A 19021-nucleotide genomic window follows, 5' to 3' on the forward strand; every position below is an offset into this window, starting at 1 on the left:
TGTCCGGTCCGCGGGGCGGCGCTCGGCGGGACGTTCCGGCGGTGGCGTACCCCTGCGGGCGCGGTGAGCGGTGCCTGTCCGCTCCCCGGCTGTGCCGAAGGTGACGCGGTGTCCGGTCCGCGGGGCGGCGCTCGGCGGGACGTTCCGGCGGTGGCGTACCCCTGCGGGCGCGGTGAGCGGTGCCTGTCCGCTCCCCGGCTGTGCCGGAAGGGGAGGGCGGTCAGGGGGCGTAGCGGGTGAGCAGGGCGTCGATGTAGTCCTCCAGGCGCTGGGTGACCGACTCGGGGGTGAGGTCGGTGCGGCCCAGTGAGCGCCAGGGGGACACGACCCGTTCCGCGTCCGGGGCGAAGGCCAGGGCGTCCAGCAGGCGCCAGTGGAGGTGCTCGCCGGGGGCGGGCATCAGGGCGCCGCCCGCCGCCTCGTACAGGCCGGCGAACGCGAGTCCGTGCGCCGGGCCGTGCAGCAGTGCCAGGGCGGTCGCGCAGTGGGCCACGTCGAGGTCGGCGGGGCCCCAGGAGGTCTCCACCCAGTCCACGACACCGCTGACGCGCCCGTCCGGGGTGAACAGGACGTTCCCCGGGTGGAAGTCGCGGTGCAGGAAGCGGCCCTCGTACGCCGGGCGTTCGCGGTCGATGGCGGCGACGGCGCGCCGCCACAGGCCCGGCCGCCGGGTGTCCGGGGGGACGCGGACGCGGTCCGGTGCCGTCCACGCCTGGTACGGGCGCGGTCTGGCGTCCGCGTCCACCCGCAGGCCGTGGATACGGGCGAGGAGGGCGGCCAGGGCGGGGGCGGCGTCGGGTTCGTCGCGCCGTATGCCGAGGCGCAGCGCGCCGGGCAGGCGGGTCATCAGCAGGGAGGGGGCGTCGCAGTGTTCGCCGGTGGGATCGACGGCGACCAGGCGGGCCGCGGGGATGCCGCTGCCGTCGAGCAGGCGGAGGACATCGGCCTCGCGCGTCAGGAGGCCGGGCGCGTGCCGCCGGAAGAACGGGGTGGTGAACTGGCGCAGGACCAGCTCCCGTTGGCCGGTGCGCAGCAGGCGCATGGCGGAGGTCCAGCCGCCGGACAGGACGGTGGCCGACACGACGCGTTCGCCCGGCCGCAGGACCCGGGCCAGCCAGGCCCGGGTCGCCGCGGCGAGGGGAGCGGGTGCTCCGGTCACATGTGGACCGCGGGGGCGTCGCCCGAGGCCGGTGCGGGGACGCCGCGCCGGTAGACGAACAGGCAGATCACCGCGCCGACGACGAAGAAGCCCGCCGACCACCAGTAGGCGGTGGAGAAGCTCTCCAGCGCGGCCATGGCCTGGTTGACCGGGTCGCGCGGGTCGTGGGTGGCGAGGTAGTCGTCCGACGCCCCGGCGGCGAGACTGCTGAGGACGGCCGTACCGATGGAACCGCCGATCTGCTGCATGGTGTTGACGGTCGCGGAGGCCACGCCCGCGTCCTCGGGCAGCACGCCGGAGATCGCCAGGTTCATCGACGCGGCGATCATCAGGCCGATGCCGAGGCCCATCACGATCAGCGGCGGCAGGACGTGCGTCGCGTAGGAGCTGTCCAGGCCCAGTTCGGTCAGCCACACGAGGCCCCCGGCGGCGACGGCCAGGCCGAGCGGCACGACCGGCCGGGGTCCGAAGCGGGGGAGCAGCCCCGTCGTGGACAGGGTGGCCGCGACGGTCAGGGCGGCGATCATCGGCAGGAACGCGAGGCCGGTCTCGACCGGCGTGTACCGGAGGATCGACTGCAGGTAGTAGGTGAGGAAGAGGAATATCCCGAACATGCCGACGCCGCTGATGAGGACGGCGATGAACGACGCGCCGCGGGTGCGGTCCAGCAGGACGCGCAGCGGCAGCAGCGGCTGGGGGGCGCGGAGCTGCCAGCGGACGAAGGCGGCCAGCAGGATCGTTCCGGCAATGAGGAAGCCCCACGTGCCGGGGTGCGCCCAGTCGTGCGACTCGACGTTGGCGAAGCCGTAGACGACGCCGAAGAGGCCGAGCGACACCAGGACCGTGCCGGGCACGTCCAGCCGGATGGACCGGTCGCGCGGGGTGCGGGCCAGCAGGATCACGCCGCCGACGAGGGCGATCGCGGCGAAGAAGAGGTTGACGTAGAGGGTCCAGCGCCAGCTCAGGTGCTCGGTCAGCAGGCCGCCGAGGAGGAGGCCGATGGCGCCGCCCGCGCCCGCGACGGCCCCGTAGACGCTGAACGCCTTGGCGCGCTCCTTGGTGTCCGTGAAGGTCGTGGACAGCAGGGACAGCGCGGCGGGGGCCAGCAGGGCGCCGAACACGCCCTGGAGGGCGCGCGCGGTCACCAGGACCTCGAAGTTGGGGGCCGCGCCGCCGATCGCCGACGCGAGGGCGAAGCCGACCAGGCCGGTGAGGAAGGTGATCTTGCGGCCGAAGAGGTCGGCGACCCGGCCGCCGAGCAGCAGCAGGCTGCCGAAGGCGAGCGCGTAGGACGTGACGATCCACTGCCTGCCGCTGTCGGAGAAGTCCAGGGCCTCCTGGGCGGAGGGGAGCGCGATGTTCACGATGGTCGCGTCGAGGACCACCATCAGCTGCGCGACGGCGATGACGGCCAGGACCCACCAGCGGTGTCCCGGGCGTTCTGCGGCGGTGCCGGACGGCGGACCGGCCGGTGTGGTGAGGGTCTGTGCCATGGTTCGGGTGGGCTCCGATGGTGCTGCCGGCCTGGTGGCCGGGCGGCCGGATCGCTGCACGGCTAGCTGTGCAGCAGGGCGGGAAGGAGTGTTTCGTCGAGGAACCGGACGAGGTAGGCGTCGTCGGCGTACTCGTCCTGGAACAGCGGGCGGCAGAGCACCGTCCCGAACACCAGCGGGCCGAGCCAGGAGGTCGCGGCGGGGCGCGCGGACAGCTCGCCCCGTGCCACGGCCCGGTCGACGATGGCCGCCAGCTTGGCGTCCTGCGGGACGACCAGGGTCTCCCGCAGGGTGCTCGCCAGCTCCTTGTCCTGGAGCATGGCGCGCGCGAGACCGCTGATCAGCACGGTCTCGTCCGCCGCCTTGCCGGCCATGGCGGTCAGGATCACCAGCAGGTCGCCCCGCAGGCTCCCGGTGTCCACCTGGCCGAACCCGTCGGGGCGCGACGCATTCAGCGCCGCCGCGACCAGGCCCGGCTTGCCCCGCCACTGGCGGTAGAGCGTGGCCTTGCCGCAGCGCGCGCGGGTCGCGACCGCGTCCATCGTCAGCCCCTCGTATCCCACCTCGTGCAGCAGCTGGAGGACGGCGGCGAGCACTTCGGTCTCGCGCTCGGCCGTCACCCGGGGGCGGCGGGACGGAGGATCGGCCTCGGATCCGGCGGGTGGGACGGCGGGGGGATCGGCGGGGTGGATGGGATGGCTCCTCGGAGAAACGGGTGGGGAGGGGGACCGGAGCGGACCGGAGGGATGAAGATGGAACGGAACCGTTCCGTTCCATCGGCAAGCCTAACCGGGCGCGCGGATGGAACGCAAGCGTTCCATCCGTCGGACCGCCCCGCCCTGCCCGGCGCGCGGCGTCAGACCGCGACGTCCGCCGGGTCCGCCAGCTCCGGGTACGCCGCGACACCCAGCACGTGCTCCTTGCCCCAGGCGCCCAGCGGGACCAGCGCCGCGTTCAGCGACACCCCGGCGGGCGTCAGCGAGTACTCGACGCGGGGCACCGTCTCGTCGAACACCTCCCGGCGCACGATGCCCACCTCCTCCATCTCGCGCAGATTCGACGCGAGCACCTTCTCGGAGATCCCCGGCAGCAGCCTGCGCAGCTCGCCGAAGCGGTGCGCGCCCTCGTCCAGCGCCCACAGGATCGTGACCTTCCACCGCCCCTCGATCAGCCCCATCGCCGCGTCGATCCCGCAGTCGTACGCCCCGGGCCGTAGTGTCCTCGCCATCCCACACGCCTCCCACATGCCGACTCACCCCGAGGTGAGTGCCCACTTCGAAGTGCGTACTTGATGCTCATTCCACCGTGAACGAGCCTAATCCGCATGACTGACAACGCCGGACAGCCGGCTTCCCTCACCCTCCTCGGACTCGGCGCCATGGGCACGGCGCTGGCCCGCGCCTGGCTCGCCGCCGGGCACCGCGTCACCGTCTGGAACCGCACCGCGTCCCGCGCCGATCCCCTCGTCGCCGAGGGCGCCACCGCCGCGCCCACCGCCGCCGAGGCCGTCGCCGCCTCCGGCCTCGTGGTCGTCTGCCTGCTGGACGACGCGTCGGTCGGCGAGGCGCTGGCCGACGCGGAGCTGACCGGCAAGGACGTCGTCAACCTGACCACCTCCACCCCCGGCGAGGCCCGCGAGCGCGCCGCCTGGGCCGTCGCGCGGGGCGCGCGCTTCCTGGACGGCGGGATCATGGCCGTGCCGCCGATGATCGGGACGCCTGGCGCATACGTGTTCTACAGCGGCTCGCGCGAGGCGTTCGAGCGGCACGGGGCGGTCCTCGCCGTCCCGGCGCGCACCGCGTACGTCGGCGAGGACGCCGGGCTCGCGGCGCTGCACGACGTGGCGCTGCTGACGGCGATGACGGGCATGTTCGCGGGCGTCACCCAGGCGTTCGCCCTCGTGCGGGACGCGGACGTCGCCCCCAGGGACTTCGCCGGGCTGCTCGCGGACTGGCTCCGCGCGATGACCGGCAGCGTGCACGAGATGGCGGCCCAGCTCGAAGGCGGCGACCTCACGAAGGGCGTGACCTCCAACCTGGCCATGATGGCCGCGGGCAACGGCACGCTGGTCCGCACGGCGGAGGAGGCGGGCGTCGGCAACGAACTGCTGGCCCCCTTCATGGCCCTGATGGAGCGCCGCGTCGCCCAGGGGCACGGCGACGAGGGCTTGGCCGGACTCCCCGGCCTGCTGCGCACCGGCGGCGCCTGAGCCTTTCAGGCGCCGGTGGCGCCCCCGTCCGCCGGGTGCAGCAGCTTGCCGAGCAGGACGGCGAGCTGGTCGCGTTCCGCCGGGGTGAGCGCGGCGAACGTCCGGTCGAGGAACGCGGGGGCCGCCGCCTCCGCCCGCGCGAGCTGCGCGCGGCCCGCGTCGGTCAGCGTGACGGCGTACGCCCTGCGGTCGGCGGGGTCGCGCTCGCGGCGGACCTGGCCCGCCGCCTCCAGGCTGTCGCAGATGCCGACCATGACGGTGCGGTCGATGCGCAGCTCCTCGCCCAGCACCCGCTGCGAGCACGGGCCCACGGCGTCCAGCATGCGCAGCACGAGGTGCTGGCCGACGCCGGTGCCGAGGGCCTGGGCGTGGGTGTCGGCGGCGCGGGCGACGGCGGTGGAGGCGCGGCACAGCGCGATGTCGGGGCGTTCGGCGGCGAGCCTGGCGAAGTAGCCGGCGGTGCCGGTCGCGGGCGGTGTGGTCCTGGTCGGCACGGCGGGCTGGTTCCTCTCGTGGGCCGGGTGCCGCCGACCGTACCAGAAAACGTCTGGGCGCAGATTGTTTGACAGCCGACGATCGCGGACCTAGGTTCGTGCATCGTCGGTGCGCAGATCATCAGTCCGCAGACGAATGCGCGATGTGGTCCGGCGCCGGCCCACGACCGCCGTTCCCGTGCGAAGGACCCCGCATGACGCTCGACCTCACCCCCGACCAGCTCCTGTCCACCACCCGCGCCGTCCGCAGGCGCCTCGACCTCACCCGTCCGGTCCCGCGCGCCCTGATCGAGGAGTGCGTGGACCTCGCCACCCAGGCCCCCACCGGCCGCAACCGCCAGCGCTGGCACTTCCTCGCCGTCACCGACCCCGCGCGCCGCCGGACCGTCGCCGGGATCTTCCGCCGCGCCCTCGACGCCAACCTCCCCCAGCGGCTCACCGACGACGACGTGCGCCGCATGTACGCCGCCCCCGGCAGCATGGAGCGCATCGCGGGCGGCCTGCGCCACCTGTACGACAACGCGCACCGCATCCCCGCGTTCGTCATCCCCGCCGTCGAGGGCCGCACCGACCGCGCCTCCGTCACCGACCAGGCGGGCACCTGGGGGTCGATCCTCCCCGCCACCTGGAGCTTCATGCTGGCCGCACGCGCCCGCGGCCTCGGCACCGTGTGGACCACCGCCCAGGCGCCGCTGGAACGCGAACTCGCCGCCGCGCTCGGCGTCCCGTACGAGCGCGTGATGCTCGCCGCGTTCCTCCCGCTCGGCTTCACGATCGGCACCGACTTCCGGCCCGCGCGCCGCGTGCCCCGCGAGGAGGTGCTGCACTGGGACAGGTGGTGAGCCCGGCCGGGCGGCGCCAGCATGGCCGTATGAGAGCGATCACCCAGGACCGCTTCGGCGACCCCGGCGTCCTGACCCTGGCGGACGACATGCCGCGCCCCGAGCCGCTGCCCACCGAGGTCCTGGTCCGCGTGCGCGCGGCGGGCGTCAACCCCGTGGACCTGAAGACCCGCGAGGGGGAGGGCATGGCCTCCGTCGTCGGGCCGCCGCCGTTCACGGTCGGCTGGGACGTGGCGGGGACCGTCGAGGCGACCGGGCGCGGCGTCACGACGCTGGCGGTGGGGGACGACGTGTTCGGGATGCCGTGGTTCCCGCGCCGCGCCGGGGCGTACGCCGAGTACGTCACCGCGCCGTCCCGTCACTTCGCGCGCATGCCGCCGGGGCTGAGCCACGAGCGGGCCGCCGCCCTGCCGCTGGCCGGGCTGACGGCGTGGCAGACGCTCGTGGACACGGCGGACGTGCGGGAGGGGGAGCACGTCCTGGTGCACGCGGCGGCGGGGGGCGTGGGGCATCTCGCGGTGCAGATCGCGGTGGCGCGGGGCGCGCGCGTGACCGGGACCGCCAGCGCGGCGAAGCACGACTTCGTGCGCGGCCTCGGCGCGGCGGACGTCGTGGACTACACGCGCGTGCCGTTCGAGGAGGCCGTGCGCGACGCCGACGTGGTGCTCGACCTGGTGGGCGACCCGGAGCACCAGCGCAGGTCGCTCGACTGCCTGCGGCCAGGCGGCCTGCTGATCGCCGTGCCCGGCCGCCTCGATCCGGAGGCGGCGGCGGAGGCGGAACGGCGCGGGCTGCGCGCGACCGGCTTCCTCGTCGAGCCCGACCGCGCCGGGCTCGACGGGCTGGCCGCCCTCGTCGCCCGGGGCGCGCTGCGGACGGAGGTCGCCGCCGTCCTGCCGCTGGCCGAGGCGGCTCAGGCGCACCGGCGTGTCGCGGAGCGCCGCACCAGTGGCAAGGTGGTCCTGAAGGTCTGACGGCCTGGCGGTTCTGACGGTCTGGCAGGTGGGGGGCTCATGGGGGCGGAGCACGGTGGGGTGCCGCTGGCGGGCGGCATGGCCAACGCGGGCGCGGTCGTACGCCACGGCGACGAGGTCGAACGGCCCGCGCCGCCGCACGCCGCCGCGCTCCACCGGCACCTCCGCGCCCTGGCGGCGGCCGGGTTCGGCGGCGCGCCGGAGCCCGTCGCGCTCGACACCGCCGCGGGCCGGGAGCGGCTGGCGTTCGTGCCGGGCGACGTGCCGCTGCCGCCGTTCCCCGCCTGGGCGATGACGGAGGAGGCGCTCGCCCGCGTCGGCGGCCTGCTGCGCCGCCTGCACGACGCGTCCGCCGCCCTGCCGCCCGACCCCTCCGTCGCCTGGCCCGCCGACCTGGCCGACCCGCGCGGCGGCACGCTGCTGTGCCACAACGACGTGTGCCCGGAGAACGTGGTGTTCCGCGACGGCCGCCCCGCCGCCCTCATCGACTTCGACCTCGCCGCCCCCGGACGGCCGCTGTGGGACCTGGCCATGGCCGCGCGCTACTGGGCGCCCGTCCTCGACCCGGAGTCCGCGGAGGCAGCGGGCCGCGGCGGGCTCGACCCCGTACGCCGGCTGCGGGTGCTGGCGGACGGGTACGGGCTGGCGCGTGAGGGGCGGGGGGAGCTGGTGGAGGCCGTCGGGGAGGCGATCGCGGTGGGGCGCGCGTTCGTGGCGGGGCGGGTCGCGGGGGGCGACCCGGTGTACCAGGCGTCGTTCGCCGCGTACGGCGGCTGGAGGCGCTGGGAGCGGATCGGGGAGTGGTACGCGCGGACGCGGGGGACGTTCGTCCGCGCGCTGCTCGCCTGATCCGCCGGGCGGCGGCGGTCAGTTCCGGCCGAACAGTTCCAGCAGCTCGGTGCGGCCGAACATCTGCGCGGTGTCCACCGCCGACGGCTGCCCCGCGGCGGGGTCGGCGCCCGCGTCCAGCAGGACGCGTACGACGTCGGCCGCGCCCTTGAACACGGCGCCCGCCAGCGGGGTCTGGCCCTTGTCGTTGCCCCGGCCCGCGTCGGCCCCGCGCGCGAGCAGGGCGCGGACGGTCTCCGCGTGCCCGTGGTAGGCGGCCAGCATGAGGAGGGTGTCGCCCTTGTCGTTGCTCAGGTTCGGCGGGACACCGGCGTCGACGTAGGCGGCGACGGTGTCGGTGTCGCCGTCGCGCGCGAGGTCGAAGATCTTCGTCGCGAGCTGGAGCACCTCGGGGTCGTGCGCCGGTTCGTTGCTCTCGGGTGCCGGGCCGGTCATGGGGACGTCCTCCTCGATCGAGGCAGCCGGGAGCGGACCGTGCTGCCGTATGACCAGCCTACGTACTCTGTCCCCCATGAATGCCCCCCAGCGCCAGGTGTTCCGGGTGGACGGGGCGGTGTGGCTGGCCGGGGCGGTGCTGGCCGCCGAGACCGCCGCGCTGCCGTTCCGCGAGCTGGACCAGCCGGGCGCCGTGACGCTGCTGGGCGTCCTGCCGCCGCTGCTGGCCTGGGCGTCGCTGCTCGTGCGGCACCGGTGGCCGGTGGGCGTGGCGGTGGCCGCCATGGCGGTGTCGGCCGTCCACTACCCGCTGTCGGCGGCGGACGGCGCCACGCCGATGCTGGTGTTCGTCCTGGCGCTCTACACGGTGACGCGGTCGGGGCGGCTCGTGGCGGGGATCGCCATCGCGGTGTCGGCGATGCTCGCGATCGCGTGGGGCGAGTTCATCGTCGGCGCGGCCGACCAGCGGCACGTGGACAACACGGCCATCGTCCTGCTCAGCGGCTGGCTCGCGAGCCTCGTCCTCCTCGGGCACACCATGCGCGTGCGGCAGGCGTACCTGCGCGAGGCCGAGCAGCGCGCGCTGGCCGCCGAACGCGAACGGGACGTGCGCGCCCGCCAGTCCGCCACCGAGGAGCGGCTCAGGCTCGCCCGCGAGCTGCACGACGTCCTCGGGCACAACATCTCGCTCATCAGCGTCCAGACGGCCGCCGCCCTGCACCGCAGCGCCAAGCGGCCCGGCGAGACGGCCGAGCTGATCGCGGCCCTCACGTCCGTGCGCGACACCAGCAAGGAGGCGCTGCGCGAACTGCGGGCCACGCTCGGCGTGCTGCGCCAGGTGGACGAGGAGGCGCCGGTGACGCCCGCCCCCGCCGGGCTCGACCGCCTCGCCGAACTGGCCGGGCGCGCGGGCGCCACCGGCCTCGACGTCACCGTCACCGCCGAGGGCGAGGCGCCCGTCGTCCCGCCGCAGATCTCCCTGGCGGCGTACCGCATCGTGCAGGAGTCGCTGACCAATGTGACGCGCCACGCGGCGGCGACGCGGGCGGACGTCACCCTGACGTGGCTGCCGGGGGAGCTGCGCCTGCGGATAGAGGACGACGGGGGCGACGGCGGCGGTACGCCGGACGGGCCGCCCGTGGTGGGTGGCGGCAGTGGTATCGGCGGGATGGCGGAACGGGCACGTGCGCTGGGCGGGGAGTTCGAGGCGGGGAGCACGGGCCGGGGATTCCGGGTGACGGCGTGGCTGCCGCTGCCGGTCGGGGAGCCGGGTCAGGGCGCCGCGGGTACGGCCACGCGCCAGTCCGCGTTGTAGGTCCCGGGCACCTCCACGGTCCGCCAGCCCTCGCCTGGCGCCGGGTCGTCGCCGCGCAGCACTGTCGCGTCGGGCGGCCCTCCCCCCGCGCTCACTGTCGTGCAGCCCAGCGTGTGGGCCACGGGGATCGCCTGCGGGCCGTCGAGCACGCACGGAGGGCCTACTCCCTCGCCCCGCAGGACGTCGGACACACGCTCCCAGTCGGCGCGCGCGTTCTCCTGGATACGGGCGTGCGCGCGCAGCACGGTCAGCTGGAGCGCGAGCTGCCCGGCGACCAGGACGACGAGCAGCGTCGCGGCGGCGGGGGCCGACAGGTGGGACGTGAAGCGTTCCAGGCCGAGGATCGCGGGCAGCGCCAGCAGCGCGTAGACGGGCAGCAGGAAGCGGGCCGCCGCGTAGTCGATCAGGAAGAGGTAGGTGAACGACATGGAGAACGCGGTCACCACCAGCAGCCCCACCTGGCGGCGCGCCGCGTAGAGCCCGAGCGCCACGAGCGGCGGGAGCAGCAGCCACCACACCAGCAGTTGCCACGCCATGGGATCGCCCTCGCAGGGGCGGCACAGCAGCGGCCCGTCCAGCGCGGTGGCGTGCTTGAAGAGGGAGAACGTGAGGCCCGTGCCGCCCTGGATCTCGCTCGCCTCGGCGAGCCGCTCCCGTACGCCGCCGAACCGCCGTTCCGCCTCCACCACCCAGGGGCCGACCCCGGCGGCGAGCCCGGCCAGCACCGCGCTGAGCGTCCTGGGCCGCCGCCAGGCCGACAGCAGCAGCGGCAGCGCCAGGAAGACGGCGTCGCTCGCGCGCATCAGGCCCGCCACGGCGACGGCGGCGGCGAGGCCGAGCCACATGTTCCGGCGGACGCAGCCCACGGCGGCGACGGCGGCCATCGCGACGTAGTGGTTCGGCATGGCGGAGCCCGCGTAGAACAGCGCGAACCACAGGCTGCCGTACGCGGCGGCGGCCACGGGCACCGCCGCACGGCTCGCGAACTCACCCACCCACGGCCGGAATCCCAGGTACAGCGCGAGCGCCGCCATGGCCGCCAGGTAGCAGCGCAGCACCACCACCGAGTCGGTGACCAGCGCCACGGGCGCCACCAGCAGCGGCACGCCCCGGGAGCGCGGCGCGCTGAACGGCGTGGCGGGCCCGAACGCGTCCCACCGGCTGACGTACACGATCTCGTCCCACCCGAGCGCCAGCCAGGGCGGCACGAGCACCAGCCCGACCGCGCCGAACAGCACGGCGACCACCGCCAGCGCCCGCGCGGGCCCGCCCGCCGTACCGGCGCGCCCGATCCGTCTGATCCACTTGACCCGCGCCACCGGCTCCTCGGCCGGAACATCACGAACATCCATATATGCCCGGATATCACACCGCCGGGCCGTACCGAAGGACCCACGATGGCCACCGAACGCCCCGACCCGCCCCTGACCGGTGACGAACGCGCCACGCTGCGCGGCTTCCTCGACCACCACCGCGCCACCCTGGCGTGGAAGTGCGACGGCCTGACGGACGAGCAGCTGCGCCGCGCCGCCGTGCCGACGTCCGCGCTGTCGCTCCTCGGCCTGGTCCGCCACATGGCGGAGGTGGAGCGCACGTGGTTCCGCCGCATCATCGACGGGGAGGACGTCCCGCTGGTGTGGTCCGCCACCGGCGACTTCCAGGCGGCCTACGACGCGGGCGCCTCGACGCGCGCCGAGGCGTTCGCGGCCTGGGAGGCGGAGGTGGCCCACGCGCGCCGCGTCGAACAGGCCGCGCCGTCCCTGGACGTGACGGGCGTCGTCGGCAAGACGGGGGAGACGGTGTCGCTGCGGATGGTGATGCTTCACCTGATCCACGAGTACGCGCGGCACAACGGGCACGCGGACCTCATCAGGGAGGCGGTCGACGGACGCACGGGCGTCTGACGCGCCGCCGCCGTTTCGTACCCCCGGCTCAGTACCAGCGGCGCGGCGGCACCGGCGGGTACGCGGCCCCGGCCCTGAACCGCAGCCACGCCTCGTCCAGCTCGGCCTCCGAGCCGAAGCGGAACGCGCACAGCGATCGCTGGCTGCCGATGTCCCCGTACAGGTCGATGTCCAGGACGGCGCCGATGTTGCGCAGCACGGCGCGCTCGCGCCGGAAGAGGGCGTGCCACCCGTTGCCGAGGTTGACGGTCCCGCACTCGTCGTCCTGCAGCGCGTGCACCGTCCACAGCGACAGGATCTCGGCGGCGGCCGAACCGCACTCGGGCGCGCTGCACCGCAGCCCCCAGGTCCTCCGGCAGGTGCCGCGGTCGAGCACCGGACAGTCCAGTCCGCACGCCCGCCAGTGCACGTCGCGGATCTCCGCGGGAATGCCCATCTGCCGCTCCTCTCGCCCGTCCGCCTGCCGTGCCTATCACGGCTGCTCGGCGCCGCCGCCCCGCACACGCGCGGGCCGGGTGCGGCGGCGCGCGCGGGCGGGAGCGCGGTGGTGCGGCTGCCTTATGCGTTCGGGGTGTTGCGCGCCCGCGCGGAGTTGCCGCACAGTGCACGGGTGTACGCGCCGGGCCGATGCCGGGAAGGGAGACGACATGCCGGACGTCCTGCTGGTGGTGCTCGCGATCCTGCTCGCCTGGATCGTCGTCGGCCTAGGCTTCGCCGCGCTCCTCGGCGCGACGCTGGGCCGCCGCGCACGGAAGGGCCGCCGGGAGGGCCGTTACACTTCCACACCCGGCAACTCGGGTGACGCAAGCTCCTCTTCGGGCAGCTCAGGCGGGGTCTGACCCGCGCGGCCCGACGCGTACGAGGGGCGGGCACGGATGGCGGACCAGGATCTGCACAACCAGGAGTCACGCCGCGTGGTGGAACGGCTCACCGGCGCGGGGTGGGAGCTGGCGGAAGGAGCTGCCAGGCTGGGCAGGGCCGCCCTGGTCCACGACAACGGCCGCATGGCGATCGAGGTGGAGCGGACGTTCGACGAGCGGGAGCTGTCCCTCCACCTGCTGTCCCCCGACGGCCGCGCGGTCACCCTCTTCCCGGTCTACGGGGACTCCCTCGAAGGCACACTCGACGCCATCGTGGGCTTCCAGGACCGCGTGTCCCCCGAGGACTTCCACGGCATGGTCGAAGCGGTCGTCGTGGCCTGTCCCGAGGTCTACCTCCAGGAGGGCGAGGACGACGAGCCGCGTCTCCTGACGCTCGGCTGACCGGGCCCGGTGTCCCGGCGCCTACGCTGTGGCCATGACCGCCACGTCCCCGGGGGACCGGGACCCACGACCCGTACGCGTCCTCCTCGCCGACGACCAGAAGCTCGTGCGGGCGGGGTTCAGGTCGATCCTGGAGGACGAGGACGACATCGCCGTCGTCGGCGAGGCGTCCGACGGGGCGGAGGCCGTGCGGCTCGCGCGTGAACTGCGGCCCGACGTCGTCCTGATGGACATCCGCATGCCGGTGCTCGACGGCCTCGCCGCCACGCGCGAGATCGTCGCGGACGGACGGCTCGCGGACGTGCGGGTGCTGATCCTCACCACCTTCGACGTGGACGACCACGTGTACGGCGCCCTGCGCGCGGGCGCGTCCGGCTTCCTCGTGAAGGACACCGAGCCGATGGAGCTGCTGCACGGCGTCCGCGTCTGCGCGCGCGGTGACGCGCTGATCGCGCCCGCCGTGACGCGGCGGCTGATAGCCGAGTTCGCCGGCCGCGCGCGCCGCCCGGAGCCGGGGCCGCGGCTGAACGGGCTGACCGCGCGCGAGCGCGAGGTCCTCGGCCTGGTCGGCGCGGGCCTGACCAACGACGAGATAGCCGAGCGGCTCGTGCTCAGCCCGGCCACGGCGAAGACGCACGTCAGCCGCGTCATGACCAAACTGGCGGTCCGCGACCGCGCCCAACTGGTCGTCCTGGCCTACGAGTCGGGGATGATCACGCCCGGCTGGCTCGGCTGACCGGCGTCAACTCCGGTGGTACGCGCGCCCGTCGCCGTACACCCACCGTGGTACGGCTGTTGTCCACCCCCGTAGGACGCGGCAGGGTGAACCCCGCGACGACGGTGGTGCGCATGAACACGACCGCGCCCTCACCGCCCCGTCCGCCGGCCACCCCCGGCCGTTCCCCGTTCGCCCGCCTCGCGGGCTTCTCGTACCGCCACCGCAAGCTCGTCCTGCTGCTGTGGGCGGTCCTGCTCGCCGGCGTCTGGGCCGTCGCGAGCGCCACTGGCGACGACTACCGCGAGGACTACTCGCTGCCCGGCACCGACTCCCAGCACGCCGCCGACCTCCTGGCCGCCCACGGCGCCGACCAGGGCGCCGACACCCTCGACATCGTCCTGCACGACGACGCGGGCCTGCGCGCGGGCGGCACCGAGGAGCGCGTCACGGCCATGCTGGCGGAGGTCGGGCGCCTGCCGGGCGTCGCCGAGGTGGCCGACCCGTACGCCACCGAGGCCGCCGTGTCCGCCGACGGCACGACGGGGTACGCCACCGTTCTCCTCACCGTCCCCTCCGAGCAGCTGGAGACCGCGGCCGTCCAGGACATCCTGGACACCGCGCGGACCGCGCAGACCGACGGGCTCCGGGTCGAGCTGGGCGGCGACGCCGCGCGGCAGCTCGCCGAGAGCGGCGGACCCGGCGAGGGCCTCGGCATCCTCGCCGCCCTGGTCATCCTCGTCTTCCTCTTCGGCAGCGTCGTCGCGGCCGGACTGCCCGTGATCACCGCCCTGTTCGCCGTCGGCTCGGCGCTCGGCGCGATCGTCATCGCCTCGCACGTCTTCACCATCGCCGACTACACGCCCTACATGATGATGCTCGTCGGCCTCGGCGTCGGCATCGACTACGCGCTGCTGATCTTCGCCCGCTTCCGCACCGAACTGGCCGCGGGCGCCACCCCCGAACGCGCCACCGAGCACGCCATGGACGCCGCGGGCCGCACCGTCTTCTTCGCCGGCTGCACCGTCATCGTCGCGCTGCTCGGCCTGGTGGCCCTCGGCCTCGGCTCGCTCCGGGGCATCGGCCTGTCCGTCGCCGTCACCGTCCTCGTCACCATGGCCGCCGCGCTGACGATGCTGCCCGCCCTGCTCGGCTTCTTCGGCGCCCGCTTCGCCCGCGGCTTCGCCCAGCGGGACGCGAAGCGCGCCGCGCGCGGCAGGCGGCCGTCCGGCGACCGCTGGCGCACCGTCGCCACCGCCGTGCAGCGCCGCCCGCTCACCGCCCTGCTGGTCGCCGTCGTCGCGCTGCTCGGCCTGTCCGCGCCCGCCCTCGGCATGCGCCTCGGCTTCGCCGACGCGGGCAACGACCCGGAGGGCACCACCAGCCGCGCCGCGTACGACCTGCTGTCCGACGGCTTCGGCCCCGGCTTCAACGGGCCCTTCGCCGTCGTCACCGAGGGCGGGGACGAGGGCGCCGAGCGCGCCGCGGCCGAGGCCGCCGCCGTCCTCGCGGACACGCCCGGCATCGCCGCGACGACCCCGCCGATCCCGTCGCCCGACGGCGCGGTGGCGACCGTGATCGCCTTCCCCGACTCGGCGCCCCAGGACGCGGAGACGGCCGACCTCCTCGGCGAGCTGCGCGACGACGTCCTGCCCGCCCTGGCGGAACGGACCGGCGCCGCGCACGTGGTGGGCGGCGCGACGGCGGCCAACGAGGACTTCGCCGCCACCACGGCCGCGCGCATGCCGCTGTTCATCGGCCTGGTCGTCGGCGTCTCGCTGCTGCTCCTGCTGGTGGTCTTCCGCTCGTTCCTCATCCCGCTGAAGGCCGCCCTGCTGAACCTGCTGAGCATCGGCGCGGCGATCGGCGCGATGACGGCGGTGTTCCAGAACGGGCTGTTCGGCGTCGAGCCGGGCCCTGTCGAGTCGTTCCTGCCGGTGATGATCTTCGCCGTCGTCTTCGGCCTGTCGATGGACTACGAGATCTTCCTCGTCTCCCGCATCCACGAGGAGTGGCGGCGGCACGGCGACCACCGCGCGGCGGTACGGGAGGGCCTGGCGCACACCGGGTCGGTCGTCACGGCGGCCGGGGCGATCATGATCGTCGTCTTCGGGTCGTTCCTGCTCAGTTCCGACCGGATGCTCCAGCAGATGGGCTTCGGCATGGCGGTGGCCATCTTCGTGGACGCGGTCGTCATCCGCTGCCTCGTCGTCCCCGCCGCGATGCAGCTGATGGGCCGCCGCGCCTGGTGGCTGCCCGCCTCGCTGGCGCGGTCGCTGCCGGCGGTGGAGCTGGAGCGCCACTGAGCCCGGCACGCCACGCGGCGTAGGCCCCCTCCACGGCGCTGGGTCCTGGCACCCGGCCAAGACCCAGCATCCGCGCCGCCGCCCGCAGGGCCGCGCCCACCACCTCGCCCGCGCGGGCCAGGCTCGCGTCGAGCTGTCCCGGTGGCGCGGCCCGTACGAGGAACGCCTGCCGGATCACGTCCGTGAAGACCGACTGCACCCGTTTGTACGCCAGGTAGCGCGGCAGGTCCCGCGCGAGCCCGTCCGACGCGCCGGGCAGCGACGCCTCCACGGCGCGCGCCCAGCGCGCCAGGACCTCGGGCTCCTGGGCCGGGGGGTAGCGCATCAGGTGCAGGTGCGTGGCGAGGTCGTACAACGGGTCGCCCACGAGGGCCAGTTCCCAGTCGATCGTCCACAGCAGGCCGTCCGCCTCGGCGACGATCAGGTTGTCCCGGTGCAGGTCGCCGTGGAGCAGGCAGAACGGCCGGTCCGTCAGCAGCGACGCCTCGCGCGACAGCGGCCCCGAGGGGCCGAGCACCCCGGGGCCGATGTGCAGCGAGGTGAACAGCCCCTCCATCGCCGGGCGGTGGACGGCGTAGACACGGCGCCGCGTGAAGCGGATCAGGCCGTGCAGGAATTCCCGGCTGTTGCGCGGGCGGAGCACCACCGGGCAGCGGTGCACGAGCGCCATGGCGCTGGGCGGCACGGTCGCCAGCCGCCCCGACAGCTCGGCCAGCTGGGAGAGTTCGCCGCCGCTCAGCGGGGTGCCGGGCGGGCGCGACACGGACAGCGCCTCGCCCTCGATGTAGCCGTGCACGCGCAGGTCGTCGTCCGGGCTGCCCAGCTGGTATACGGGCGCGATGCGCTGCATCCCCAGCAGGGCCAGCTCGATCAGCACGTCCTCCTCGCTGCCGAAGCAGCGCGGGTCGAAGCGGTGCACGCCGGGGCGCGGGCGCCCGGCCTTGAGCCGTCCCAGCGCCGCCAGTTCGCCCTCCGCCCGCACGACCTGCCAGACGCGGTGGTTCCCGCGAAGGGTAGGCCGTGGCAGCGGCTGGCTCATGGCGTGCGTCCCCCGACGGTCGTGCGTCCCCCGGCACCGGTGCGTGCGAGTAGGTGAACCGTACGCCCCGCAACCGCTTGTGCCGATGGCTCAAAAGAGTGCAACTCATCCGTAGGTCGGGGCGATGAGGGCGGTGAGGACCAGTTCGAGCGACCCGACGACGTGCTCGGCGCCCGCCGTCCTGAAGGCCGCCACGAGGGTCTCGGTCGGTGCGTAGCCGAGGAACGGGACGCCCGCCGCGCGTGCCGCGTCGAGGTCCGCGACGCTGTCGCCGATCATGAGCGCGCGGTGCGCGGCGGTCCGCGTGGAGGCCAGGGCGCGTTGGAGCGAATCGGGATGCGGCTTGAGCAGCGTGATGTCGCCCGTGCGCCCGTGCACGCGGCCCCCGAGGTAGCCGGAGAGGTGCTGGCGGCGCAGGTAGTGCTCGGCGGCGAGCGCCGAGTTGTTCGTCGCGATGGCGACCTGCCGCCCGCGCCGGGAGAGCGCGGCGATCAGCGCGGCGGCGTACGGCGTCGGCTGCGCGCTGGCGGCCGCGGACACCTCCTCCCGCGTGAGCGCCGCTTCGAGCCGTTCGACGAGTGCGCCCCCCGGGCGGCGGCGCGCTATCTGGCGGAGCACCTCGTGGGGGTCGGGGGAGGTCCGCAGCTCGTCCGTCAGCAGGGCGGACGCGGACAGCTCGGCCGTCAGCTCGCGGAGCTTCCCGGCGATGGTCTCGGCGCTGTGGACGGCGAACAGACGGCAGACCGGTCCGTCGAAGTCGAAGAGAACACAGCGGGCGTTACTGATGAGTTCCCTCATCTAACCGAGTGTGAGCGGTTGTGCCAGCGTTGACCAGAGGGACTCGAACCACAGCTGTGACTCTTCAACAAACGCGGTGTCGGACGAGGAGCGGAAGATCTTGGAGCTGAGACCGAGCACGTCGTAGATCTCCAGCTGTTCGTGCTCGTATTCGACCACGCGCGGCACCACTTGGTAGTAGGCGCTGAGCACTTCGGCGCCGTTCAGCAGATAGAGCTTCTGCACAGGAGTGATGGGGACGCTGCGGATCTCGACGCTGACCTTCGGGACGAGCTGCATCTCGGCGAGCGACGTCAGCTGGTGGCGCAGTGAGGTGGAGAACGTGCGGGTGATCTGCCGCAGCCGGGCCAGCGGGCGCGGGTCGTCGGGGTCCGAGACGAGCCGGGGGTAGGCCAGCGGGGCGTCCGGGTTGGGCAGCAGGGCCCGGATGGAGATGGAGCGCGGGGTGAGCCGGCCGGTGGAGATCGCCATGACGGGCCCGGCGAGCGCGGCGTTGAGGGTCTCGGTGGTCAGGCAGAAGGCGTCGATGGACACGTCGGCGGCGTGGAACGCCACGGCGATGCGGTCCACCACCTCCACCCCGGCCGGGCGGGGCGTGTCCTGCCCGGGCACGGTGACGACCGCGGGCGCGCCGCGGCCACGGGCGCTGAGGTAGCCCTCGCGTTCGAGGATCGCCAGCGCCTGGCGGATGGTCGTCCGGTTGGTGCCGAACTCCTCCACCAGGGCCCGCTGGGTGGGCAGCCGCGCGTGCTCCGGCAGCTTCCCCACCCGTATCCGTTCGCGCAGCACCCCCGCCACGTGGTCGGGAGAGGCCGCCTCATCGGTGGTCCGCATGGCATCGCTGTCCGGTGCGATCTCCTGACTCACGGCTCAACACCCTACAACTTTCGGACAGATACGGAAGGTTGATCTCCAGACGTTTCCAACTGGCTGCCAACTGGGGAAAACAAGCATATAGTTGGTGGACAACCTAACCAACTTCGGAGAACTTGAATCAAGTTGTCGTGATGTAAGGAGGGACGCAATGCTCGTATCGACGATCGCTGTCGCCGCCCTCGGCATCGCGCTGGAGCGGGCGGTGGAAGGCCATCTCGGGTTTCCGGGGCTGATCGGGCTGCTGATACTGCGGACCGGTCTTGGCAGGCGTAACTTCACCTGCACCTGTGTGGGCGCGTCGGTGCTCGTGACCCTGGTGGTCACGGGAGTCTGACGCGGGGCGTGGAGCGG

At 74.3% G+C, this 19021-nt stretch carries 22 protein-coding genes; 11 read left to right on the forward strand and 11 right to left on the reverse strand.

The window, feature by feature from the left end; all coding sequences use genetic code 11:
- Positions 1–220: 220 nt before the first annotated feature.
- The 4 genes from ACIBPC_RS26655 to ACIBPC_RS26670 all read right to left on the reverse strand — a co-directional run bounded on the left by ACIBPC_RS26655 (position 221) and on the right by ACIBPC_RS26670 (position 3880).
- Positions 221–1159: a phosphotransferase family protein gene (locus tag ACIBPC_RS26655; protein WP_398848118.1), complete on the reverse strand. Its 939-nt coding sequence runs from the start codon at positions 1157–1159 to the stop codon at positions 221–223.
- Positions 1156–2652: an MFS transporter gene (locus tag ACIBPC_RS26660; protein ID WP_398848120.1), complete on the reverse strand. Its 1497-nt coding sequence runs from the start codon at positions 2650–2652 to the stop codon at positions 1156–1158. The genes ACIBPC_RS26655 and ACIBPC_RS26660 overlap by 4 nt, the downstream gene beginning before the upstream one ends.
- A 62-nt stretch (positions 2653–2714) precedes the next feature.
- Positions 2715–3272: a TetR/AcrR family transcriptional regulator gene (locus ACIBPC_RS26665; RefSeq protein WP_362966987.1), complete on the reverse strand. Its 558-nt coding sequence runs from the start codon at positions 3270–3272 to the stop codon at positions 2715–2717.
- Positions 3273–3508: 236 nt separating this feature from the next.
- Positions 3509–3880, reverse strand: coding sequence for a helix-turn-helix domain-containing protein (locus ACIBPC_RS26670; RefSeq protein ID WP_362966989.1), 372 nt, complete (start codon positions 3878–3880; stop codon positions 3509–3511).
- A gap of 96 nt (positions 3881–3976) precedes the next feature.
- On the opposite strand from ACIBPC_RS26670, the gene ACIBPC_RS26675 reads away from it, so the two are divergent.
- Positions 3977–4861 (forward strand): NAD(P)-dependent oxidoreductase, encoded by an 885-nt coding sequence (locus tag ACIBPC_RS26675; RefSeq protein ID WP_398848123.1) that lies wholly within the window; start codon positions 3977–3979, stop codon positions 4859–4861.
- 5 nt (positions 4862–4866) lie between these two features.
- On the opposite strand, the gene ACIBPC_RS26680 is transcribed toward ACIBPC_RS26675, so the two are convergent.
- Entirely contained in the window at positions 4867–5355 is a 489-nt protein-coding gene (locus ACIBPC_RS26680) for a MarR family winged helix-turn-helix transcriptional regulator (protein ID WP_398848124.1), read from the reverse strand.
- A gap of 194 nt (positions 5356–5549) precedes the next feature.
- Between ACIBPC_RS26680 and ACIBPC_RS26685 the strand changes: the two genes are divergently transcribed.
- The 3 genes from ACIBPC_RS26685 to ACIBPC_RS26695 are packed head-to-tail and all read left to right on the forward strand — an operon-like array spanning position 5550 to position 8020.
- Positions 5550–6197 (forward strand): nitroreductase family protein, encoded by a 648-nt coding sequence (locus ACIBPC_RS26685; RefSeq protein WP_362966995.1) that lies wholly within the window; start codon positions 5550–5552, stop codon positions 6195–6197.
- Between the two features lie 29 nt (positions 6198–6226).
- The gene (locus tag ACIBPC_RS26690; RefSeq protein ID WP_398848126.1) at positions 6227–7171 is read left to right on the forward strand and encodes an NADP-dependent oxidoreductase; all 945 of its coding nucleotides are present in this window, start codon (positions 6227–6229) and stop codon (positions 7169–7171) included.
- 39 nt (positions 7172–7210) lie between these two features.
- Positions 7211–8020: a phosphotransferase gene (locus tag ACIBPC_RS26695; RefSeq protein ID WP_398848128.1), complete on the forward strand. Its 810-nt coding sequence runs from the start codon at positions 7211–7213 to the stop codon at positions 8018–8020.
- Between the two features lie 18 nt (positions 8021–8038).
- Here the strand turns inward: ACIBPC_RS26695 and ACIBPC_RS26700 are convergent, their stop codons facing one another.
- The gene (locus ACIBPC_RS26700) at positions 8039–8455 is read right to left on the reverse strand and encodes an ankyrin repeat domain-containing protein (RefSeq protein ID WP_362967001.1); all 417 of its coding nucleotides are present in this window, start codon (positions 8453–8455) and stop codon (positions 8039–8041) included.
- Positions 8456–8531: 76 nt separating this feature from the next.
- Here ACIBPC_RS26700 and ACIBPC_RS26705 point away from each other — a divergent pair, with 76 nt between their 5' ends.
- Positions 8532–9770 (forward strand): sensor histidine kinase, encoded by a 1239-nt coding sequence (locus ACIBPC_RS26705; protein WP_398848131.1) that lies wholly within the window; start codon positions 8532–8534, stop codon positions 9768–9770.
- Here the strand turns inward: ACIBPC_RS26705 and ACIBPC_RS26710 are convergent.
- Positions 9728–11122: a hypothetical protein gene (locus tag ACIBPC_RS26710; protein ID WP_398848133.1), complete on the reverse strand. Its 1395-nt coding sequence runs from the start codon at positions 11120–11122 to the stop codon at positions 9728–9730. The genes ACIBPC_RS26705 and ACIBPC_RS26710 overlap by 43 nt on opposite strands.
- Positions 11123–11167: 45 nt before the next feature.
- Between ACIBPC_RS26710 and ACIBPC_RS26715 the strand changes: the two genes are divergently transcribed.
- A complete protein-coding gene (locus ACIBPC_RS26715) occupies positions 11168–11674 on the forward strand; it encodes a DinB family protein (protein WP_398848135.1) in 507 nt (168 codons plus the stop codon).
- 28 nt (positions 11675–11702) lie between these two features.
- Here ACIBPC_RS26715 and ACIBPC_RS26720 read toward each other — a convergent pair whose 3' ends face one another.
- A complete protein-coding gene (locus tag ACIBPC_RS26720; protein WP_362967009.1) occupies positions 11703–12110 on the reverse strand; it encodes a hypothetical protein in 408 nt (135 codons plus the stop codon).
- 211 nt (positions 12111–12321) lie between these two features.
- Between ACIBPC_RS26720 and ACIBPC_RS26725 the strand changes: the two genes are divergently transcribed.
- The 4 genes from ACIBPC_RS26725 (at position 12322) to ACIBPC_RS26740 (ending at position 15957) form a co-directional block, all read left to right on the forward strand.
- Positions 12322–12513 carry a hypothetical protein gene (locus ACIBPC_RS26725; RefSeq protein ID WP_362967011.1) on the forward strand — a complete coding sequence of 64 codons (192 nt, stop codon included), beginning with the start codon at positions 12322–12324 and terminating at the stop codon, positions 12511–12513.
- Positions 12514–12549: 36 nt separating this feature from the next.
- Complete coding sequence (locus ACIBPC_RS26730; RefSeq protein WP_398848137.1) at positions 12550–12936, forward strand: hypothetical protein; 387 nt, start codon at positions 12550–12552, stop codon at positions 12934–12936.
- Between the two features lie 34 nt (positions 12937–12970).
- Entirely contained in the window at positions 12971–13672 is a 702-nt protein-coding gene (locus ACIBPC_RS26735; RefSeq protein ID WP_362967015.1) for a response regulator transcription factor, read from the forward strand.
- A gap of 113 nt (positions 13673–13785) precedes the next feature.
- The gene (locus ACIBPC_RS26740; protein ID WP_398848138.1) at positions 13786–15957 is read left to right on the forward strand and encodes an MMPL family transporter; all 2172 of its coding nucleotides are present in this window, start codon (positions 13786–13788) and stop codon (positions 15955–15957) included.
- Here the strand turns inward: ACIBPC_RS26740 and ACIBPC_RS26745 are convergent.
- From ACIBPC_RS26745 to ACIBPC_RS26755, 3 genes are all read right to left on the reverse strand, one after another.
- Entirely contained in the window at positions 15845–16996 is a 1152-nt protein-coding gene (locus ACIBPC_RS26745) for an aminoglycoside phosphotransferase family protein (protein ID WP_362967020.1), read from the reverse strand. The two genes, ACIBPC_RS26740 and ACIBPC_RS26745, sit on opposite strands and share 113 nt — an antisense overlap.
- Before the next feature lie 105 nt (positions 16997–17101).
- On the reverse strand, positions 17102–17794 hold the full coding sequence (locus tag ACIBPC_RS26750; RefSeq protein WP_362967023.1) for an HAD-IA family hydrolase: 693 nt from the start codon (positions 17792–17794) through the stop codon (positions 17102–17104).
- Complete coding sequence (locus ACIBPC_RS26755) at positions 17795–18661, reverse strand: GntR family transcriptional regulator (RefSeq protein ID WP_398848140.1); 867 nt, start codon at positions 18659–18661, stop codon at positions 17795–17797. It lies immediately after the preceding gene.
- A 157-nt stretch (positions 18662–18818) separates the two neighbouring features.
- Between ACIBPC_RS26755 and ACIBPC_RS26760 the strand changes: the two genes are divergently transcribed.
- Entirely contained in the window at positions 18819–19004 is a 186-nt protein-coding gene (locus ACIBPC_RS26760) for a hypothetical protein (RefSeq protein ID WP_052848533.1), read from the forward strand.
- Positions 19005–19021 lie beyond the last annotated feature (17 nt).

The sequence above is a fragment of the Streptomyces sp. NPDC049879 genome, assembly GCF_044461265.1.
Lineage (GTDB): Bacteria > Actinomycetota > Actinomycetes > Streptomycetales > Streptomycetaceae > Streptomyces.

Excerpts from the sequence above, each read along its gene's own strand:
- ACIBPC_RS26750 (WP_362967023.1), bottom strand. The coding sequence starts at position 17,794 with ATGAGGGAACTCATCAGTAACGCCCGCTGTGTTCTCTTCGACTTCGAC.
- ACIBPC_RS26710 (WP_398848133.1), bottom strand. The coding sequence starts at position 11,122 with ATGGATGTTCGTGATGTTCCGGCCGAGGAGCCGGTGGCGCGGGTCAAG.
- ACIBPC_RS26745 (WP_362967020.1), bottom strand. The coding sequence starts at position 16,996 with ATGAGCCAGCCGCTGCCACGGCCTACCCTTCGCGGGAACCACCGCGTC.
- ACIBPC_RS26720 (WP_362967009.1), bottom strand. The coding sequence starts at position 12,110 with ATGGGCATTCCCGCGGAGATCCGCGACGTGCACTGGCGGGCGTGCGGA.
- ACIBPC_RS26690 (WP_398848126.1), top strand. The coding sequence starts at position 6,227 with ATGAGAGCGATCACCCAGGACCGCTTCGGCGACCCCGGCGTCCTGACC.
- ACIBPC_RS26700 (WP_362967001.1), bottom strand. The coding sequence starts at position 8,455 with ATGACCGGCCCGGCACCCGAGAGCAACGAACCGGCGCACGACCCCGAG.
- ACIBPC_RS26685 (WP_362966995.1), top strand. The coding sequence starts at position 5,550 with ATGACGCTCGACCTCACCCCCGACCAGCTCCTGTCCACCACCCGCGCC.
- ACIBPC_RS26675 (WP_398848123.1), top strand. The coding sequence starts at position 3,977 with ATGACTGACAACGCCGGACAGCCGGCTTCCCTCACCCTCCTCGGACTC.
- ACIBPC_RS26730 (WP_398848137.1), top strand. The coding sequence starts at position 12,550 with ATGGCGGACCAGGATCTGCACAACCAGGAGTCACGCCGCGTGGTGGAA.
- ACIBPC_RS26715 (WP_398848135.1), top strand. The coding sequence starts at position 11,168 with ATGGCCACCGAACGCCCCGACCCGCCCCTGACCGGTGACGAACGCGCC.
- ACIBPC_RS26705 (WP_398848131.1), top strand. The coding sequence starts at position 8,532 with ATGAATGCCCCCCAGCGCCAGGTGTTCCGGGTGGACGGGGCGGTGTGG.
- ACIBPC_RS26660 (WP_398848120.1), bottom strand. The coding sequence starts at position 2,652 with ATGGCACAGACCCTCACCACACCGGCCGGTCCGCCGTCCGGCACCGCC.
- ACIBPC_RS26670 (WP_362966989.1), bottom strand. The coding sequence starts at position 3,880 with ATGGCGAGGACACTACGGCCCGGGGCGTACGACTGCGGGATCGACGCG.
- ACIBPC_RS26695 (WP_398848128.1), top strand. The coding sequence starts at position 7,211 with ATGGGGGCGGAGCACGGTGGGGTGCCGCTGGCGGGCGGCATGGCCAAC.
- ACIBPC_RS26735 (WP_362967015.1), top strand. The coding sequence starts at position 12,971 with ATGACCGCCACGTCCCCGGGGGACCGGGACCCACGACCCGTACGCGTC.
- ACIBPC_RS26740 (WP_398848138.1), top strand. The coding sequence starts at position 13,786 with ATGAACACGACCGCGCCCTCACCGCCCCGTCCGCCGGCCACCCCCGGC.
- ACIBPC_RS26725 (WP_362967011.1), top strand. The coding sequence starts at position 12,322 with ATGCCGGACGTCCTGCTGGTGGTGCTCGCGATCCTGCTCGCCTGGATC.
- ACIBPC_RS26760 (WP_052848533.1), top strand. The coding sequence starts at position 18,819 with ATGCTCGTATCGACGATCGCTGTCGCCGCCCTCGGCATCGCGCTGGAG.